Origin of the sequence: Streptomyces sp. NPDC087422 (assembly GCF_044744145.1) — a bacterium.
In the GTDB taxonomy this organism is placed as follows: Bacteria; Actinomycetota; Actinomycetes; order Streptomycetales; family Streptomycetaceae; genus Actinacidiphila.
In genome coordinates this window covers 335,791-350,501 of the sequence record NZ_JBIUXT010000001.1, presented here as the reverse complement: position 1 = coordinate 350,501, position 14,711 = coordinate 335,791, and the positions used below count along the sequence as shown (strand labels likewise).

14 protein-coding genes and 1 riboswitch are annotated in these 14,711 nt (G+C 69.4%); of the genes, 12 read left to right on the top strand and 2 right to left on the bottom strand.

Annotated elements, in window-relative coordinates; translation table 11 throughout:
* The first annotated feature begins 157 nt into the window (after positions 1–157).
* The 4 genes from coxB to ACIO6U_RS01535 all read left to right on the top strand — a co-directional run bounded on the left by coxB (position 158) and on the right by ACIO6U_RS01535 (position 4,746).
* The gene (coxB, locus tag ACIO6U_RS01550; RefSeq protein WP_188281474.1) at positions 158–1,150 is read left to right on the top strand and encodes a cytochrome c oxidase subunit II; all 993 of its coding nucleotides are present in this window, start codon (positions 158–160) and stop codon (positions 1,148–1,150) included.
* Positions 1,147–2,904, top strand: coding sequence for a cytochrome c oxidase subunit I (ctaD, locus tag ACIO6U_RS01545; protein WP_355334278.1), 1,758 nt, complete (start codon positions 1,147–1,149; stop codon positions 2,902–2,904). The genes coxB and ctaD overlap by 4 nt, the downstream gene beginning before the upstream one ends.
* Positions 2,901–3,299, top strand: a complete 399-nt coding sequence (locus tag ACIO6U_RS01540) for a cytochrome c oxidase subunit 4 (RefSeq protein WP_188281472.1) — start codon at positions 2,901–2,903, stop codon at positions 3,297–3,299. The genes ctaD and ACIO6U_RS01540 overlap by 4 nt, the downstream gene beginning before the upstream one ends.
* A gap of 169 nt (positions 3,300–3,468) precedes the next feature.
* Positions 3,469–4,746, top strand: a complete 1,278-nt coding sequence (locus tag ACIO6U_RS01535) for an Ig-like domain-containing protein (protein ID WP_355334275.1) — start codon at positions 3,469–3,471, stop codon at positions 4,744–4,746.
* A gap of 16 nt (positions 4,747–4,762) precedes the next feature.
* Here the strand turns inward: ACIO6U_RS01535 and ACIO6U_RS01530 are convergent, their stop codons facing one another.
* On the bottom strand, positions 4,763–5,188 hold the full coding sequence (locus ACIO6U_RS01530) for a hypothetical protein (RefSeq protein ID WP_355334273.1): 426 nt from the start codon (positions 5,186–5,188) through the stop codon (positions 4,763–4,765).
* A 224-nt stretch (positions 5,189–5,412) separates the two neighbouring features.
* Between ACIO6U_RS01530 and ACIO6U_RS01525 the strand changes: the two genes are divergently transcribed.
* The 6 genes from ACIO6U_RS01525 to ACIO6U_RS01500 all read left to right on the top strand — a co-directional run bounded on the left by ACIO6U_RS01525 (position 5,413) and on the right by ACIO6U_RS01500 (position 12,602).
* The gene (locus ACIO6U_RS01525) at positions 5,413–6,033 is read left to right on the top strand and encodes a heme-copper oxidase subunit III (RefSeq protein ID WP_355334271.1); all 621 of its coding nucleotides are present in this window, start codon (positions 5,413–5,415) and stop codon (positions 6,031–6,033) included.
* Between the two features lie 66 nt (positions 6,034–6,099).
* Positions 6,100–6,909 carry a c-type cytochrome gene (locus tag ACIO6U_RS01520; RefSeq protein ID WP_355334269.1) on the top strand — a complete coding sequence of 270 codons (810 nt, stop codon included), beginning with the start codon at positions 6,100–6,102 and terminating at the stop codon, positions 6,907–6,909.
* On the top strand, positions 6,906–7,967 hold the full coding sequence (locus tag ACIO6U_RS01515) for a Rieske 2Fe-2S domain-containing protein (protein ID WP_355334266.1): 1,062 nt from the start codon (positions 6,906–6,908) through the stop codon (positions 7,965–7,967). The genes ACIO6U_RS01520 and ACIO6U_RS01515 overlap by 4 nt, the downstream gene beginning before the upstream one ends.
* On the top strand, positions 7,964–9,598 hold the full coding sequence (locus ACIO6U_RS01510; protein ID WP_401714764.1) for a cytochrome bc complex cytochrome b subunit: 1,635 nt from the start codon (positions 7,964–7,966) through the stop codon (positions 9,596–9,598). Before ACIO6U_RS01515 ends, ACIO6U_RS01510 begins: the two co-directional genes overlap by 4 nt.
* Before the next feature lie 176 nt (positions 9,599–9,774).
* Entirely contained in the window at positions 9,775–10,839 is a 1,065-nt protein-coding gene (gene trpD, locus ACIO6U_RS01505; RefSeq protein WP_401714762.1) for an anthranilate phosphoribosyltransferase, read from the top strand.
* Between the two features lie 111 nt (positions 10,840–10,950).
* Positions 10,951–11,067: riboswitch (SAM riboswitch) on the top strand.
* Between the two features lie 164 nt (positions 11,068–11,231).
* Complete coding sequence (locus tag ACIO6U_RS01500) at positions 11,232–12,602, top strand: aminotransferase class V-fold PLP-dependent enzyme (protein WP_391043883.1); 1,371 nt, start codon at positions 11,232–11,234, stop codon at positions 12,600–12,602.
* On the opposite strand, the gene ACIO6U_RS01495 is transcribed toward ACIO6U_RS01500, so the two are convergent.
* Entirely contained in the window at positions 12,599–13,495 is an 897-nt protein-coding gene (locus ACIO6U_RS01495) for an NAD(P)-dependent oxidoreductase (protein ID WP_401714760.1), read from the bottom strand. The genes ACIO6U_RS01500 and ACIO6U_RS01495 overlap by 4 nt on opposite strands.
* Positions 13,496–13,549: 54 nt before the next feature.
* Between ACIO6U_RS01495 and ACIO6U_RS01490 the strand changes: the two genes are divergently transcribed.
* Entirely contained in the window at positions 13,550–14,104 is a 555-nt protein-coding gene (locus ACIO6U_RS01490; RefSeq protein WP_391159812.1) for a GNAT family N-acetyltransferase, read from the top strand.
* Between the two features lie 19 nt (positions 14,105–14,123).
* On the top strand, positions 14,124–14,711 hold the full coding sequence (locus tag ACIO6U_RS01485; protein ID WP_401714758.1) for a TetR/AcrR family transcriptional regulator: 588 nt from the start codon (positions 14,124–14,126) through the stop codon (positions 14,709–14,711).

Genomic DNA, 14,711 nt, shown 5'->3' with positions numbered 1-14,711 from the left:
CCGGCGCGTTGTACCCCCTCCCCGCGTGACCTCAAATAGCGTCCAGTAGGGTTTGGTCCGCATAAACATCCACACCTAATTGCCCGTGCACGGACCGACCGACCAGCAGGCGGCCGGGCACCCGGACGCTCGGGCGAGACTCTCGGGAAGGCGCTACGTGAGTCCCAACGGCTCCGACCTCCCCCACGGCCAGAACGGCGTGGGAGGTACCCCCTCGTCGCGGCGCCCGGTGCGGCGATGGCTGCCGCGGGCGCTGGCCGCGGGCCTGGTCCTTGCGACCGCCACTGGTTGCTCGTACAAGGACTATCCCCGCCTCGGCATGCCCAGTCCTGCCACGGAACAGGCACCCCGGATCCTCGCGCTCTGGCAGGGCTCCTGGGCCGCCGCGCTGGTGACCGGCTGCCTTGTCTGGGGCCTGATCCTGTGGAGCGTGATCTTCCACCGGCGCAGCCGGACCAAGGTCGAGGTCCCCGCGCAGACGCGCTACAACATGCCCCTTGAGGCCCTGTACACGATCGTCCCGATCATCGTCATCGCGGTGCTGTTCTACTTCACCGCCCGTGACGAGTCGAAGATCCTGGACACCTCCAAGAAGCCGCAGCACGTGATCAACGTGGTCGGCTTCCAATGGAGCTGGGGCTTCAACTACGTCGAGGACGTGGACGGCAACCCGGCGACCCCCACGGGCGTGCCGAAGGAACTGTCCGAGATCCCCGCGAACAAGCTGCTGCTGCCCCCCGGCGCCGAGGGCGTCTACGACGTGGGCACGCCGGCCAGCAGGAACCCGGACACCGGCAACCCCGGTCCGACGCTCTGGCTCCCCAAGGGAGAGAGCGTGCGGTTCGTCCTCACCTCGCGTGATGTCATCCACTCCTTCTGGATCGTTCCGTTCCTGATGAAGATGGACGTCATCCCCGGCCACACCAACGTCTTCGAGGTGACTCCGAGCAAGGAGGGCACCTTCCTTGGCAAGTGCGCCGAGCTTTGCGGTGTGGACCACTCCCGGATGCTCTTCAACGTGAAGGTCGTTTCGCCCGAGGAGTACAAGCAGCACCTCAAGGACCTGGCGGCGAAGGGCCAGACCGGGTACATCCCGGCGGGCATCGCCACCACGGGCAACGCGAAGAACTCGGAGCCCAAGACCACATGAGCATTCTGAACGAACCGCAGGGCGCCGCCGCGGCGGACGACTCCTACGCGGACGAGATCCCGGCACGCCGGCGCAAGCCCGGCTCGGTCATCGTCACGTGGATGAGCACCACGGACCACAAGACGATCGGCTCGATGTACCTCATCACGTCGTTCGCCTTCTTCCTCATCGGCGGCGTGCTCGCGCTGCTGATGCGCGCGGAGCTGGCCCGGCCGGGCAACCAGTACCTGTCGAACGAGCAGTTCAACCAGGCGTTCACGATGCACGGCACCGTGATGCTGCTGATGTTCGCGACCCCGCTCTTCGCGGGCTTCGCGAACTGGATCATGCCGCTGCAGATCGGCGCCCCCGACGTCGCGTTCCCGCGGCTGAACATGTTCGCCTACTGGCTCTACCTGTTCGGCTCGCTCATCGCGGTCGGCGGCTTCGTGACCCCGCAGGGCGCGGCCGACTTCGGCTGGTTCGCGTACTCGCCGCTGTCGGACGCGGTCCGCTCGCCGGGCATCGGCGCCGACATGTGGATCATGGGCCTGGCCCTGTCCGGCTTCGGCACCATCCTCGGCGCGGTCAACTTCATCACCACGATCATCTGCATGCGCGCACCCGGTATGACGATGTTCCGCATGCCGATCTTCTGCTGGAACGTGCTGCTGACCGGTGTCCTCGTCCTGCTGGCCTTCCCGGTGCTCGCCGCCGCGCTGCTCGCCCTGGAGGCCGACCGGAAATTCGGGGCGCATGTGTTCGACGCCGCCAACGGCGGCGCGTTGCTCTGGCAACACCTCTTCTGGTTCTTCGGCCATCCAGAGGTGTACATCATCGCGTTGCCCTTCTTCGGCATCATCTCCGAGGTCATCCCGGTCTTCAGCCGCAAGCCGATGTTCGGCTACATCGGCCTGGTGGCCGCGACGATCTCCATCGCCGGTCTGTCCGTGACCGTGTGGGCGCACCACATGTACGTCACCGGCGGGGTGCTGCTGCCGTTCTTCTCGTTCATGACCTTCCTGATCGCGGTGCCGACCGGTGTGAAGTTCTTCAACTGGATCGGCACGATGTGGAAGGGGTCACTGAGTTTCGAGACCCCGATGCTGTGGTCCATCGGCTTCCTGATCACCTTCGCCTTCGGTGGTCTGACCGGTGTCATCCTGGCGGCGCCGCCGCTGGACTTCCACGTCTCGGACTCGTACTTCGTGGTCGCGCACTTCCACTACGTGGTGTTCGGCACCGTCGTGTTCGCGATGTTCGCGGGCTTCCACTTCTGGTGGCCCAAGATGACCGGCAAGATGCTGGACGAGCGGCTCGGCAAGATCACCTTCTGGACGCTGTTCTTCGGCTTCCACGGCACCTTCCTCGTCCAGCACTGGCTGGGCGCCGAGGGCATGCCGCGCCGGTACGCGGACTACCTGGCGGCGGACGGGTTCACCACGCTGAACACCATCTCCACCATCAGCTCGTTCCTGCTCGGTCTGTCGATACTGCCGTTCCTCTACAACGTGTGGAAGACCGCCAAGTACGGCAAGAAGGTCGAAGTCGATGACCCGTGGGGCTACGGCCGTTCGCTGGAGTGGGCCACCTCGTGCCCGCCGCCGCGGCACAACTTCACCACGCTGCCGCGCATCCGCTCCGAATCCCCGGCGTTCGACCTGCACCACCCGGAGATCTCGGCGATCGACTCGCTCGTCAACCGGGGTCCCGACCAGGCGCTCTCGGGCGTCAGTGGCGACCTGCACCACGACCGTAAGGAGTCCGGTCAGTGAGGGTCCAAGGCAAGATGTTCCTCGGCCTGGCCGTCTTCATCCTGGCCTCGGCCATCGTGTACGGCCTGTGGTCCAAGGAGCCCGCGGGCACCACGGCGCTCTTCCTCGCCTTCGCGCTGAGCACGATGATCGGCTTCTACCTCGCGTTCACCGCGCGCAGGGCCGACACCGGCGCGCAGGACCGGGAGGACGCGGAGGTCGCGGACGACGCCGGCGAGCTGGGCTTCTTCAGCCCGCACAGTTGGCAGCCGCTCGCGCTGGCCACCGGCGGCGCGCTGGCGTTCATGGGCATCATCTTCGGTTGGTGGCTGCTGTTCGTCTCGCTGCCGGTGATCCTGATCGGCGTGTACGGCTGGGTGTTCGAGTACTACCGCGGTGAGAACCGCACCCAGTAGCCGGGCAGGGCGGTGACGCGGCCCCCACGGGACCCGCGTCACCCGGGGAACAGAAGTACGGGCGGGCCCGGACACCGACTCAGGTGTCCGGGCCCGCCCGTTCGCGCGCCCGACCTCTTTTGCACGTATCCACCGAGCGAAATCACCCGGTTGTTCCTAACTTGAGTGCATGAGCCACAATTCTCTACGCCGTAACGCGCTGCGCTGCTCCCTGCTGGTGGCGCCCCTCGCGGTGGGGCTCACCGCTTGTGGCGGCGGCGGCAATCCGCTCGCCGCCACGCCGCACGACGCCGCCGCCAAGGTCGCGTTCGGCTCCGCGGCCGGAGGCAAGGCCGACCCGTCCAAACCACTCCAGGTGACCATCAAGAAGGACGGGAGCCGGATAACCGACGTGACCGCTACGGACGCCGCAGGGCGCTACGTACGCGGCGAACTCGGCTCCGACGGCCTGAGCTGGCACTCCACCGGCGCGCTGGCCGCAGGCGCGCACTACACGGTCCGGGTGAGCACCGAGGACTCCGACGGCCGCCCCGGCCGTAAGACGCTCGGTTTCGACACCACGCCCGCGGACGCGGGACTGCACGTCGCCTTCGGCCCCGACGCGGGTACGTACGGCGTCGGACAGCCGATCACCGCCGAGCTGAGCGTCCCGGTCAAGGACCCGGCGGCCCGCGCCGCGGTCGAGGGCAACCTCAAGGTCAGCTCGACCCCCCAGGCCGCCCCCGGCTCCTGGTACTGGGTCGACGACCGCACCCTGCACTACCGGCCCAGTACGTACTGGCCCGCGGACGCCACGATCGACGTGACCAGCACCCTGAACGGCGTACGCGTCCAGGACGGGCTCTACGGCGGCACCGACAAGTCCCTGGAGCTGCACACCGGCGACCGGGTCGAGGCGCTCACCGACGCGGGCACCCACCAGATGACCTTCAAGCGGAACGGGAAGGTGGTCCGTACGCTCCCCGTCACCACCGGCAAGCCCGGCTTCTCCACCCGCAACGGCGTCAAGGTGGTGCTCGGCAAGGAGCAGTTCGTCCGGATGCAGAGCGAGAGCATCGGCATCGCCGCGGGCAGCTCCGACTCCTACGACCTGCCGGTCTACTGGGCCACCCGGGTGACATGGAGCGGTGAATACGTGCACGCCGCGCCGTGGTCCGAGGGCTCGCAGGGGTACGCCAACGTCAGCCACGGCTGCACCGGCATGAGCATGGACAACGCCCACTGGTTCTTCGACAACGTGCGGCAGGGCGACATCGTCGAGGTCACCCACAGCCTCGGCGACACGATGACGCCGTTCGACAACGGCTTCGGCGACTGGAATCTGAGCTGGGCGCAGTGGAAGAAGGGCAGTGCCCTCGGCGCCGCGGGTCAGTCCGCGGCGACGCAGAACACCGCCACCACCGCCACCGTCTCCAACCCGGCCCGGCTGCGCCCCCAGGCGCTCTGACCGGCCGCCGCGGCGCTCAGTGCGCCGTCGTCGCCACGGCCGTGGTCCTCGGCGCCAGCCTGGCCCGCAGCAGCCCCGCCAGGGACTCGCTGAGGGCGACCGGGTCGACGGGGTGGGCGACCGCCGCGTCGGCCCGGCTCCAGGTCGCCAGCCAGGCGTCCTGGGGACGGCCGATCAGCACCAGCACCGGCGGGCAGCGGAAGATCTCGTCCTTCGCCTGACGGCACACCCCCATGCCGCCGGCGGGGGAGGTCTCACCGTCGAAGACGCAGACGTCGATGCCGCCGCGCTCCAACTCGGTGAGAACCGCGGGCATCGTCGCGCACTCCACGTACTCCACCGGCGGCAGGTCGGCGGCGGGCCTGCGGCCGACGGCGAGCCGGACCTGCTCCCGGGTGTTCGCGTCGTCGCTGTAGACCAGCACCGTGGCGGTCGCCTGCATCGTGGTTCCTCCTCGTGAAGGCGTTCTCAAGTGCGTCGGATGCTACTCCCGCCAGCGCCTTCGCGAGGAGGGTTCGTACCCCGCGAAGATCGGCGGCCCGGTCGTCCGACGCACCGTCATCCCTCCTTCGGGGGACGGCACCGCTAGGCCACGCGGGTCTCCTGCGGGCCTTGACACACCGAATGGCACCCCCCGGAGTCAGCGCCAGATAAGCGACCGACATAATGTCGGACGTGGCGACAGCAACAGCAGTAGATACCGGGCACGCGCACCCGTCGGTCAACCGGCCGAACCTCACCAGCGTCGGAACCATCATCTGGCTGAGTTCCGAGCTGATGTTCTTCGCGGCCCTCTTCGCGATGTACTTCACCCTTCGGTCGGTCACGGGTGCCGACTTCTGGAAGGAACACGCCCATGCGTTGAACGTCCCGTTCTCGGCGACGAACACGACGATCCTGGTGCTCTCCTCCTTCACCTGCCAGATGGGCGTCTTCGCCGCTGAGCGCGGCGACGTGAAGAAGCTCCGCTCCTGGTTCATCGTGACCTTCATCATGGGTGCGATCTTCATCGGCGGGCAGATCTTCGAGTACACCGAACTGGTCAAGAAGGACGGCATCTCGCTCAGCTCGGACCCCTACGGCTCGGTGTTCTACCTGACGACCGGGTTCCACGGGTTGCACGTGACGGGCGGACTGATCGCGTTCCTGCTGGTACTCGGGCGGACGTACGCGGCCAAGCGGTTCACCCACCAGCAGGCCACCGCAGCCATCGTCGTGTCCTACTACTGGCACTTCGTCGATGTCGTGTGGATCGGCCTCTTCGCCACGATCTACCTGATCAAGTAGCCGGTCGCACACCGCACACACATTCCAGAAGCATCGACGCAAGAGATCCTGACACCGGGGTAATCCGTGAAAAAGCTCTCCGCACGACGGCGCCACCCGCTGGCGGCGCTTGTCGTCCTACTCTTCGCGCTCGCGGTCACCGGGGGGCTGTACGCCGCGCTCGCGCCGGCGCCGAAGGCGCAGGCCGACGACGCGGCCCAGTCCCTCGCGATCACTGAGGGCAAGAAGCTGTACTCCGTCGGCTGCGCAAGCTGCCACGGCACTTCGGGCCAGGGCAGCTCCGACGGACCGAGCCTGGTCGGCGTCGGCTCCGCCGCCGTCGACTTCCAGGTCGGCACCGGCCGGATGCCCGCGCAGCAGCCCGGCGCGCAGATCCCGAAGAAGAAGGTCATCTACGACCAGGCCGAGATCGACCAGCTCGCCGCGTACATCGCGTCCCTCGGCCCCGGCCCCGCCGTGCCGAGCAAGGACCAGTACAACCCCGCGGGCGCGGACGCCGGCAAGGGCGGGGAGCTGTTCCGCACCAACTGCGCCCAGTGCCACAACTTCGTCGGCAAGGGCGGTGCGCTGACCAACGGCAAGTACGCGCCGACGATCCAGGGCGCCTCGCCCAAGCACATCTACGAGGCCATGCTGACGGGTCCGCAGAGCATGCCGTCCTTCCCGGACAGCACGATGCCGCAGGACACGAAGGCGGACATCATCGCGTACCTCCACGAGGTCAACAGCAGCGAGACGAAGAACCCCGGCGGTCTCTCGCTGGGCAGCATCGGTCCGGTGTCCGAGGGTCTGGTCGCCTGGGTCTTCGGCCTCGGCTTCCTGCTCGTCTGCACCACCTGGATCGCCGCCCGGACGACCAAGGCCAAGAAGTCATGAGCGAGACTGGATCTCACAAAGACGTGTCAGAGAACCTGCCAAGTGAGCACGGCGCTCACGGGAGCGAACCAGCGGTCCCCGACGACCCGTTCGCCAACCCCGGCCATCCCCCCCACGAGTACCGCCGTCAGGACATCGACGAGCGGGCCGAGAAGCACTCCGAGCGGGTCGTGGCGGGGCTGTTCGGCCTGTCGATGCTCGGCACCGTCGCGTTCATCGCCTGCTTCGTGATCTTCCCGGTCGACAAGATCGTCTTCATCTTCCCGTTCGGCAACGTGAGCGCGCTGAACTTCTCGCTCGGCCTCACGCTCGCCGTGGCGCTGCTGGGCATCGGCGCGGGCGCGGTCCACTGGGCCCGCACCCTGATGTCCGACGAGGAGTTCGCCGACGAACGCCACGCGGCGGGCGCGGACGAGGAACTGCGCGAGAACATCGAGCAGCAGTGGGCGCAGGGCGCCCGCGAGAGCGGGTTCGGACGGCGCAAGCTGATCCGCAACACGATGTTCGGCGCCCTGACCCTGGTCCCGCTGGCCGGTGTCGTGATCCTGCGCGACCTCGGCCCGCTGCCGGAGGACAAGCTCCGGCACACCCTGTGGGCCAAGGGCAAGGTGCTGATCAACCAGAACACGAACAAGCCGCTGCGCCCCGAGGACATCGTGGTGGGCTCGCTCACCTTCGCGATGCCCGAGGGTCTGGAGGAGTCCCAGGAGGACTTCCAGGAGCAGATCGCCAAGGCGGCTCTGATGATCGTCCGGATCAAGCCGGACGACATCAAGGACAAGCGCGAGCGTGACTGGGCCCACGAGGGAATCGTGGCCTACTCCAAGATCTGCACACACGTGGGCTGCCCGATCAGCCTCTACGAGCAGCAGACGCACCACGTGCTCTGCCCGTGCCACCAGTCGACGTTCGACCTGTCGGACGGCGCGCGGGTGATCTTCGGCCCGGCGGGGCACCGGCTGCCGCAGCTTCGGATCAGCGTCAATGGTGAGGGCAATCTCGTCGCTCTCGGCGACTTCGATGAGCCCGTCGGTCCGGCATTCTGGGAGCGCGGATGAGTACTACGACGGAAAGCTCGACCCGTCGGGGCAAAAAGCCGGTCGGCCAGCGGGCCGCCGAGTGGACTGACCCCCGGCTCGGTATCTACAAGTTGGCCAAGGCCAACATGCGGAAGATCTTCCCGGACCACTGGTCCTTCATGCTGGGCGAGATCTGCCTCTACAGCTTCGTCATCCTCATCCTCACGGGTGTGTATCTGACGCTGTTCTTCCACCCCAGCATGAACGAGGTCGTCTACCACGGCCCGTACGCGCCGCTCCAGGGCGTGCGGATGTCCGAGGCGTACGCCTCCACCCTGCACATCAGCTTCGAGGTGCGCGGCGGTCTGCTGATCCGGCAGATCCACCACTGGGCCGCGCTGATCTTCATCGCGGCGATGATCGTGCACATGATGCGCGTGTTCTTCACCGGCGGTTTCCGCAAGCCGCGTGAGGTCAACTGGCTGTTCGGCTGGACGCTGCTGTTCCTCGGCATGTTCACCGGCTTCACCGGTTACTCGCTCCCGGACGACCTGCTGTCCGGCACCGGTATCCGGTTCGCCGACGGCGCGGTGCTCGCCACCCCGGTGGTCGGCTCGTACCTGTCGTTCTTCCTGTTCGGCGGGGAGTTCCCCGGCCACGACATCGTCAGCCGGTTCTACTCGATCCACATCCTGCTGCTGCCGGGTCTGATGGCCGGTCTGCTGACCGCCCACCTGATCCTGGTCTTCTACCACAAGCACACGCAGTTCCCGGGTGCGGGCAAGACCGAGAAGAACGTCGTCGGCATGCCGCTGCTGCCGATCTACACCGCGAAGGCGGGCGGCTTCTTCTTCCTGGTCTTCGGCGTGATCTCGGCCATCGCCGCGACCGTGTCGATCAACCCGATCTGGTCGATGGGACCGTACCGGCCGGACCAAGTGTCCACCGGCGCCCAGCCGGACTGGTACATGGGCTTCTCCGAGGGCCTGATCCGTGTGATGCCCGGCTGGGAGATCAACGCCTGGGGACACACACTCGTCCTGGGCGTGTTCATCCCGCTGATGGTCTTCCCGGTGGTGCTGGCGGCCATCGCCGTCTACCCGTTCATCGAGGCGTGGGTCACCGGGGACAAGCGCGAACACCACCTGCTGGACCGGCCGCGCAACCGCCCGGTGCGCACCGGCTTCGGTGTGGCCTGGCTGACCGAGTACTTCGTGCTGCTGATCGGTGGCGGCAACGACCTGTGGGCCACGCACTTCCACCTGTCGATCAACTGGATCACCTGGTTCGTCCGCGTCGGCTTCTTCGTCGCGCCGGTCCTGGCCTTCATCATCACCAAGCGGATCTGCCTGGGTCTCCAGCGCCGTGACCGCGACAAGGTGCTGCACGGTCGCGAGACCGGCATCATCAAGCGGCTGCCGCACGGTGAGTACATCGAGGTGCACGAGCCGATCTCGCAGGAGCAGCGGCACATCCTCACCGCGCACGTCCAGCCGGAGCCGATCGACGCGGGCCCCGAGGTGGACGAGAACGGCGTGGAGCGCAAGCTCAACCCGATCGAGAAGGCGCGGGCCAAGCTCTCCCGCGGCTTCTACGGCGAGCACAGCCAGATTCCGAAGCCCACGGCCGAGGAGTACGAGGAGATCACCAGCGGACACGGCCACCACTGAGCCGCCGCCGCTGAGCTGAGCCACCCACGGGCCGGGCCCGGGAATCCCCCTCAGGGGAGTCCCGGGCCCGGCCCTTCGGCGTCCGCCGTCCGCAGTGCGGGCAGGGAGCCGTCGGGCCCCGCGGCGCGGATAGGCTGAGCGCGCAGTTCCCCATCCCACCACCAGGAGCGTGGACCATGAGCGTTGTGACCCCGGCAGGCGGCGAGAGTCCGGTGACGCGGTCCTGGCCGGACGTGCTGACCACGCTGCTGGCAGGGCGGAATCTGGGTGGGGACGACACCGCGTGGGCGATGGACGCGATCATGCGCGGCGAGGCGAGCGACGTGCAGATCGCCGGGTTCGTCGTCGCGCTGCGGGCGAAGGGGGAGACCGTCGAAGAGGTCTCCGGCATGGTGCGGTCGATGTACGCGCACGCGAACACCATCGAGGTGCCCGGCGCGACCGTGGACATCGTCGGCACCGGCGGCGACCGGGCGAAGACCGTCAACATCTCCACCATGTCGGCGATCGTGGTCGCGGGCACCGGGGCGAAGGTCGTCAAGCACGGCAACCGCGCCGCGTCCTCGGCCAGCGGCGCCTCCGACGTCCTGGGAGAGCTCGGCGTCAATCTGCAACTGACGCCGCAGCGGGTCGTGGAGGTCGCGGAGGAGGCGGGCATCACCTTCTGCTTCGCGATCAAATTCCACCCCGCGCTGCGCCACGCGGGCACCGCCCGGAGCCAGTTGGGGGTGGCGACCGTCTTCAACTTCCTCGGCCCGCTGACCAATCCGGCCCGGGTGCGGGCGCAGGCCACCGGGGTCGCGGACCCGCGGATGGCGCCGATCATGGCCGGGGTGCTGGCCGAACGCGGCTCGTCCGCACTGGTGTTCCGCGGTGACGACGGCCTGGACGAGCTGACCACCACCGCGACCTCCCAGGTGTGGGTGGTGCGCGACGGCAAGGTGGAGCAGACCGCCTTCGACCCGCGGGATGTCGGCCTGCCCCTGGTGCCCGTGGAGGCGCTGCGCGGCGCCGACGCGGCCCACAACGCGGACGTCGCCCGGCGGCTGCTCGCGGGCGAGACCGGGCCCGTACGGGACGCCGTGCTGCTCAACTCGGCGGCGGCGCTGGTGGCCCTGCGGCCCGGCAGCGGGCCGTTGGAGGAGCAGATCGCGGCCGGTCTGGTGACGGCGGCCGAGTCGATCGACTCGGGCGCGGCGGCGGCGACGCTGGAGCGGTGGGCGGCGGCGAGCAACGCGTAATCGCCACTGTGGCGGAATTCGGATAGGTCCCCCGGGGACCGAGCACACGACGCTGTCCAATTTCTGGACGGCGTCTTGTGCGTTCGGCGCCTTGTGGCAGAATGCTGTCCAGGTCACGAGTGACAGCGTCAAGGCCCCGGCTCGCTGTCCGGCAACCCTCCGTCCGAGGCGGGGTGCCCCGGGTGATGACCAGGCCGTGAGCAGCGAGGCTCATGGCAAGCCGGACTTGGGGAGTTCTTTCATGAGCAAGCGAATGCGATAGGGCCTGTCGGCCCGGTTCCGCCGTTCCGCCTTTCGTTCGACGTTTCCATCCCGCGCTTCTGTACCGCGAGCCATTCCTTTTCGGCTTCAGATGTGCGGTGATTTCGCCTGCCGTAATCCGGGAGATCGCCATGACTGTGTCCATCGCTGCCACCGACCGTGAGATTTGTACCCCGCTGCCCGTTCTGGGCCGGGACGTCCTCGTGCCGCTCGTGACGGGCGGCGAAGTGACGTACGCCGCGCTCGACTACGCCGCCAGCGCCCCCGCGCTCCAGCGGGTGTGGGACGACGTGGCCGCCTACGCCCCCTACTACGGCAGCGTGCACCGCGGCGCCGGCTACCTCTCGCAGCTCTCCACCGACCTGTTCGAGCAGAGCCGGGTCACGGTCGCGGAATTCCTCGGCTGTCGGGCCGAGGACCAGGTGATCTTCACCCGTTCGACGACCGACTCGCTCAATCTGCTCGCCGCCGTCATCCCGGCGGGCACCCACGTCTTCGTCTTCGAGACCGAGCACCACGCCTCGCTGCTGCCGTGGCAGACGCGGGACGACGCGCGGGTCACCGTCCTGGGCGCGCCGCGGACGCCCGAGCAGGCCGTCGCCGCGCTCGACGTGGCCCTGCACGGCGCCCCCAAGGGGCCCAAGCTGGTCTGCGTCACCGGCGCCTCCAACGTCACCGGTGAGCTGTGGCCGGTACGGGAGCTGGCCGCCGCCGCGCACCGGCACGGCGCCCGTATCGTCCTGGACGCCGCCCAACTGGCCCCGCACCACCCGGTGGACATCGCCGCGCTCGACGTCGACTGGGTCGCCTTCTCCGGCCACAAGCTGTACGCGCCCTTCGGCTCCGGTGTCCTCGCGGGCCGCGCCGACTGGCTGCGCGAGGCCGAGCCGTACCTCGCGGGCGGCGGCGCCAGCCGCAAGGTCGCGCGGCGCGCGGACGGCGGAGTCGACGTCGAGTGGCACACCACCGCGGCGCGGCACGAGGCCGGGTCGCCGAACGTCATCGGCGTCTACGCCATCGCCGCGGCCTGCAAGGCGCTGACCGAGGCCGGGTTCGACCAACTCGTCACCCGTGAGCAGCGGTTGCTCGCCCGGCTGCGGGAAGGGCTCGCCTCCGTGCCCGAGGTGCGGGTGCTCTCCCTGTTCGGCGAGGACGCGCCCCGGGTCGGCGTGCTCTCCTTCGTCGTCCAGGGCTGGAACAGCTCGCACTTCGCCGCCGCGCTCTCCGCCGAGTACGGGATCGGTGTCCGCGACGGTCTCTTCTGCGCCCACCCGCTGGTGCGTACGCTCCTCGGCGCCGAGGGCGACGACCCGGGCGAGTGCGGCGCTCCCGAGGCCGCGCCCGGCGAGCGCGTCCTCAACGCCATCCGCGTGAGCTTCGGCGCGGGCACCCCCGAGGAGCACATCGACCGCTTCGTCCACGCCGTCCGCACCCTCGTGCGCGACGGCGCCCAGTGGAACTACCGCACGGAGGACGGCCGCTGCGTGCCCGACCGCGGCTAGCGCCTCTCCGGCCGAACACGAACGGCCCCTTCGGTGCGGGACTCGATGGCCTTCAGGACGGCGATCATGTCCGCGGCCGGGTCGGTGGCGGCGGTCTCGGTGAACAGGGCGAGGCAGGTGTCGAGCAGGGGAGTGGCGGTGGCGGAGGCGCGGGCGGCCTCCGCGATGAGGCGGTTGTTCATGAGGACGTCGGCGGCGGCGGCCTGGACGGTGAAGTCGCGGGCGAGCAGCTTGGGGGACTTCATACGGGAGACGCCGCTGGCCATCGGTCCCGCATCGAGCACGGCGAGGAACTGACGGGCGTCGACGCCGTGCCGCTCGGCGAAGTGGAACGCCTCGGTGAGCCCGGTGACCACGGTGATCAGGAAGAGGTTGACCGACAGCTTCATGAGCAGGGCGCCGGGCACCGGCCCGCAGACGAAGGTCTCGTGGCACATGGGCGCCAGCAGCGGCCGTACCGCTGAGACGGCGGCGTCCTCGCCCGCGAGCATCGCCACCAGGCGGCCCGCCTCGGCCGGGGCGCGGGAGCCGGAGACCGGGGCCTCGACGTAGCGGCCGCCCGCCGCGCGGACCTCGGCTTCGAGGCCGAGCGAGTACTCGGGCGAGGTCGTGCCCATGTGGACGAGGGTGTGCCCCGCGACGTTCGCCGCGAAGGCGGGGGTGCCGCGGCCGAGGCAGGAGTCGATGGCGGCGCCGTCGGCGAGCATCACGAAGACGGTCCCGGCCCGGCGGAAGAGGTCGGCGGGGCTGTCGGCGGTTTCGGCGCCCGCCGCCCGCAGGGCCTCGGCGGCGGGCGCGCTGCGGTTCCACACCACCAGCGGGGTCCCGGCGCGGAGGAGATTGAGCGCCATGGGCCGGCCCATGACCCCGAGCCCCAGGAAACCGATGTCCACGACGCACCGCCGCCTCTCTTGCCGTTTATGACAGCCGTCATAATACTGGTCGTTATGACAGTGGTCATAGAGGGTGCGGAGCGGCGGGCGGCCGCTCCCGCCGACGGGATCGACCTGCTCAGGCCCGCCGACGCGGACGCGGTGGCCGCCCTCTTCGCGGCCTGCTCCCCGGAGACGGTCCGGCTGCGCTTCCTCGGCGGCGCGCGCGAATTCCCCCGCGCCCACCTGGACCGTCTGCTGGCAGGACCGCCCGCGGCGCACGACGCCGTGGTCGCGTACCGCGGCGGCCGGGACCGCCTGGTGGGAATCGCGGGCTTCGCGGCGGACGACACCGCCGGGCCGGGAACCGGCGGCGAGCTGGGCGTGCTGGTCGTGGACGCCTGGCAGCGCCGGGGCGTCGGCACCGCCATGGTCGGCCTGCTGCTGGCCCGCGCGCGGGCCAGGGGTGTCGAGCACGTGACGGTGAACGTCCCGCACGGCAGGCGGGGCCTGCTCGCCGCGCTCGGCCGCCGCCTGGAACCGGTCCGCGCGTCGTACACCCCGGACGGTCTGACCGCCGTCTATAAGGTGGCCCGGACGACCCGTGCGGCAGGGGTCGGAACGCAGTAGCTCCGTGGAGGTGTCGACGATGGCCGGGTCAGAACGCGGACCGCGCGAGCGGATGGTCTTCAGCGCGGCCCAGCTCATCCGGCGCGAGGGCGTCGGCGCGACCGGTATGCGCGAGGTCGCCGCCCACGCGGGCGCCCCGCGCGGCTCGCTCCAGCACTACTTCCCCGACGGCAAGGAACAGCTCGTCAACGAGGCGGTCGTCTGGGCGGGGAACTACGCCGCCAAGCGCGTCGCCCGCTTCCTGGACGCGCTGCCCGAGCCGACCCCCGGCGGGCTGTTCGCCGCGATGGTCGGCCAGTGGACGGACGAGTACGCGGCCGACGGCTTCGACGCCGGATGCCCGGTCGCCGCCGCCTCGGTGGACTGCGCGCGGACCACCGAGTCCACCCGGAAGGCGACCGCCGCCGCCTTCGCGGCCTGGACCGCGCCGGTGGCCGCGGCGCTGACCGGCATGGGCGTTCCCGAGGACCGGTCCGTACCGCTGGCGACCCTCATGATCAGCACCCTGGAGGGCGCGATCCTGATCGCCAGGGCGGAGCGCGACGTCCGCGCCCTCACCACCGCCGCACGGGAGTTGGGCCCGCTGCTGGACGCGGCCCGCGCGTGA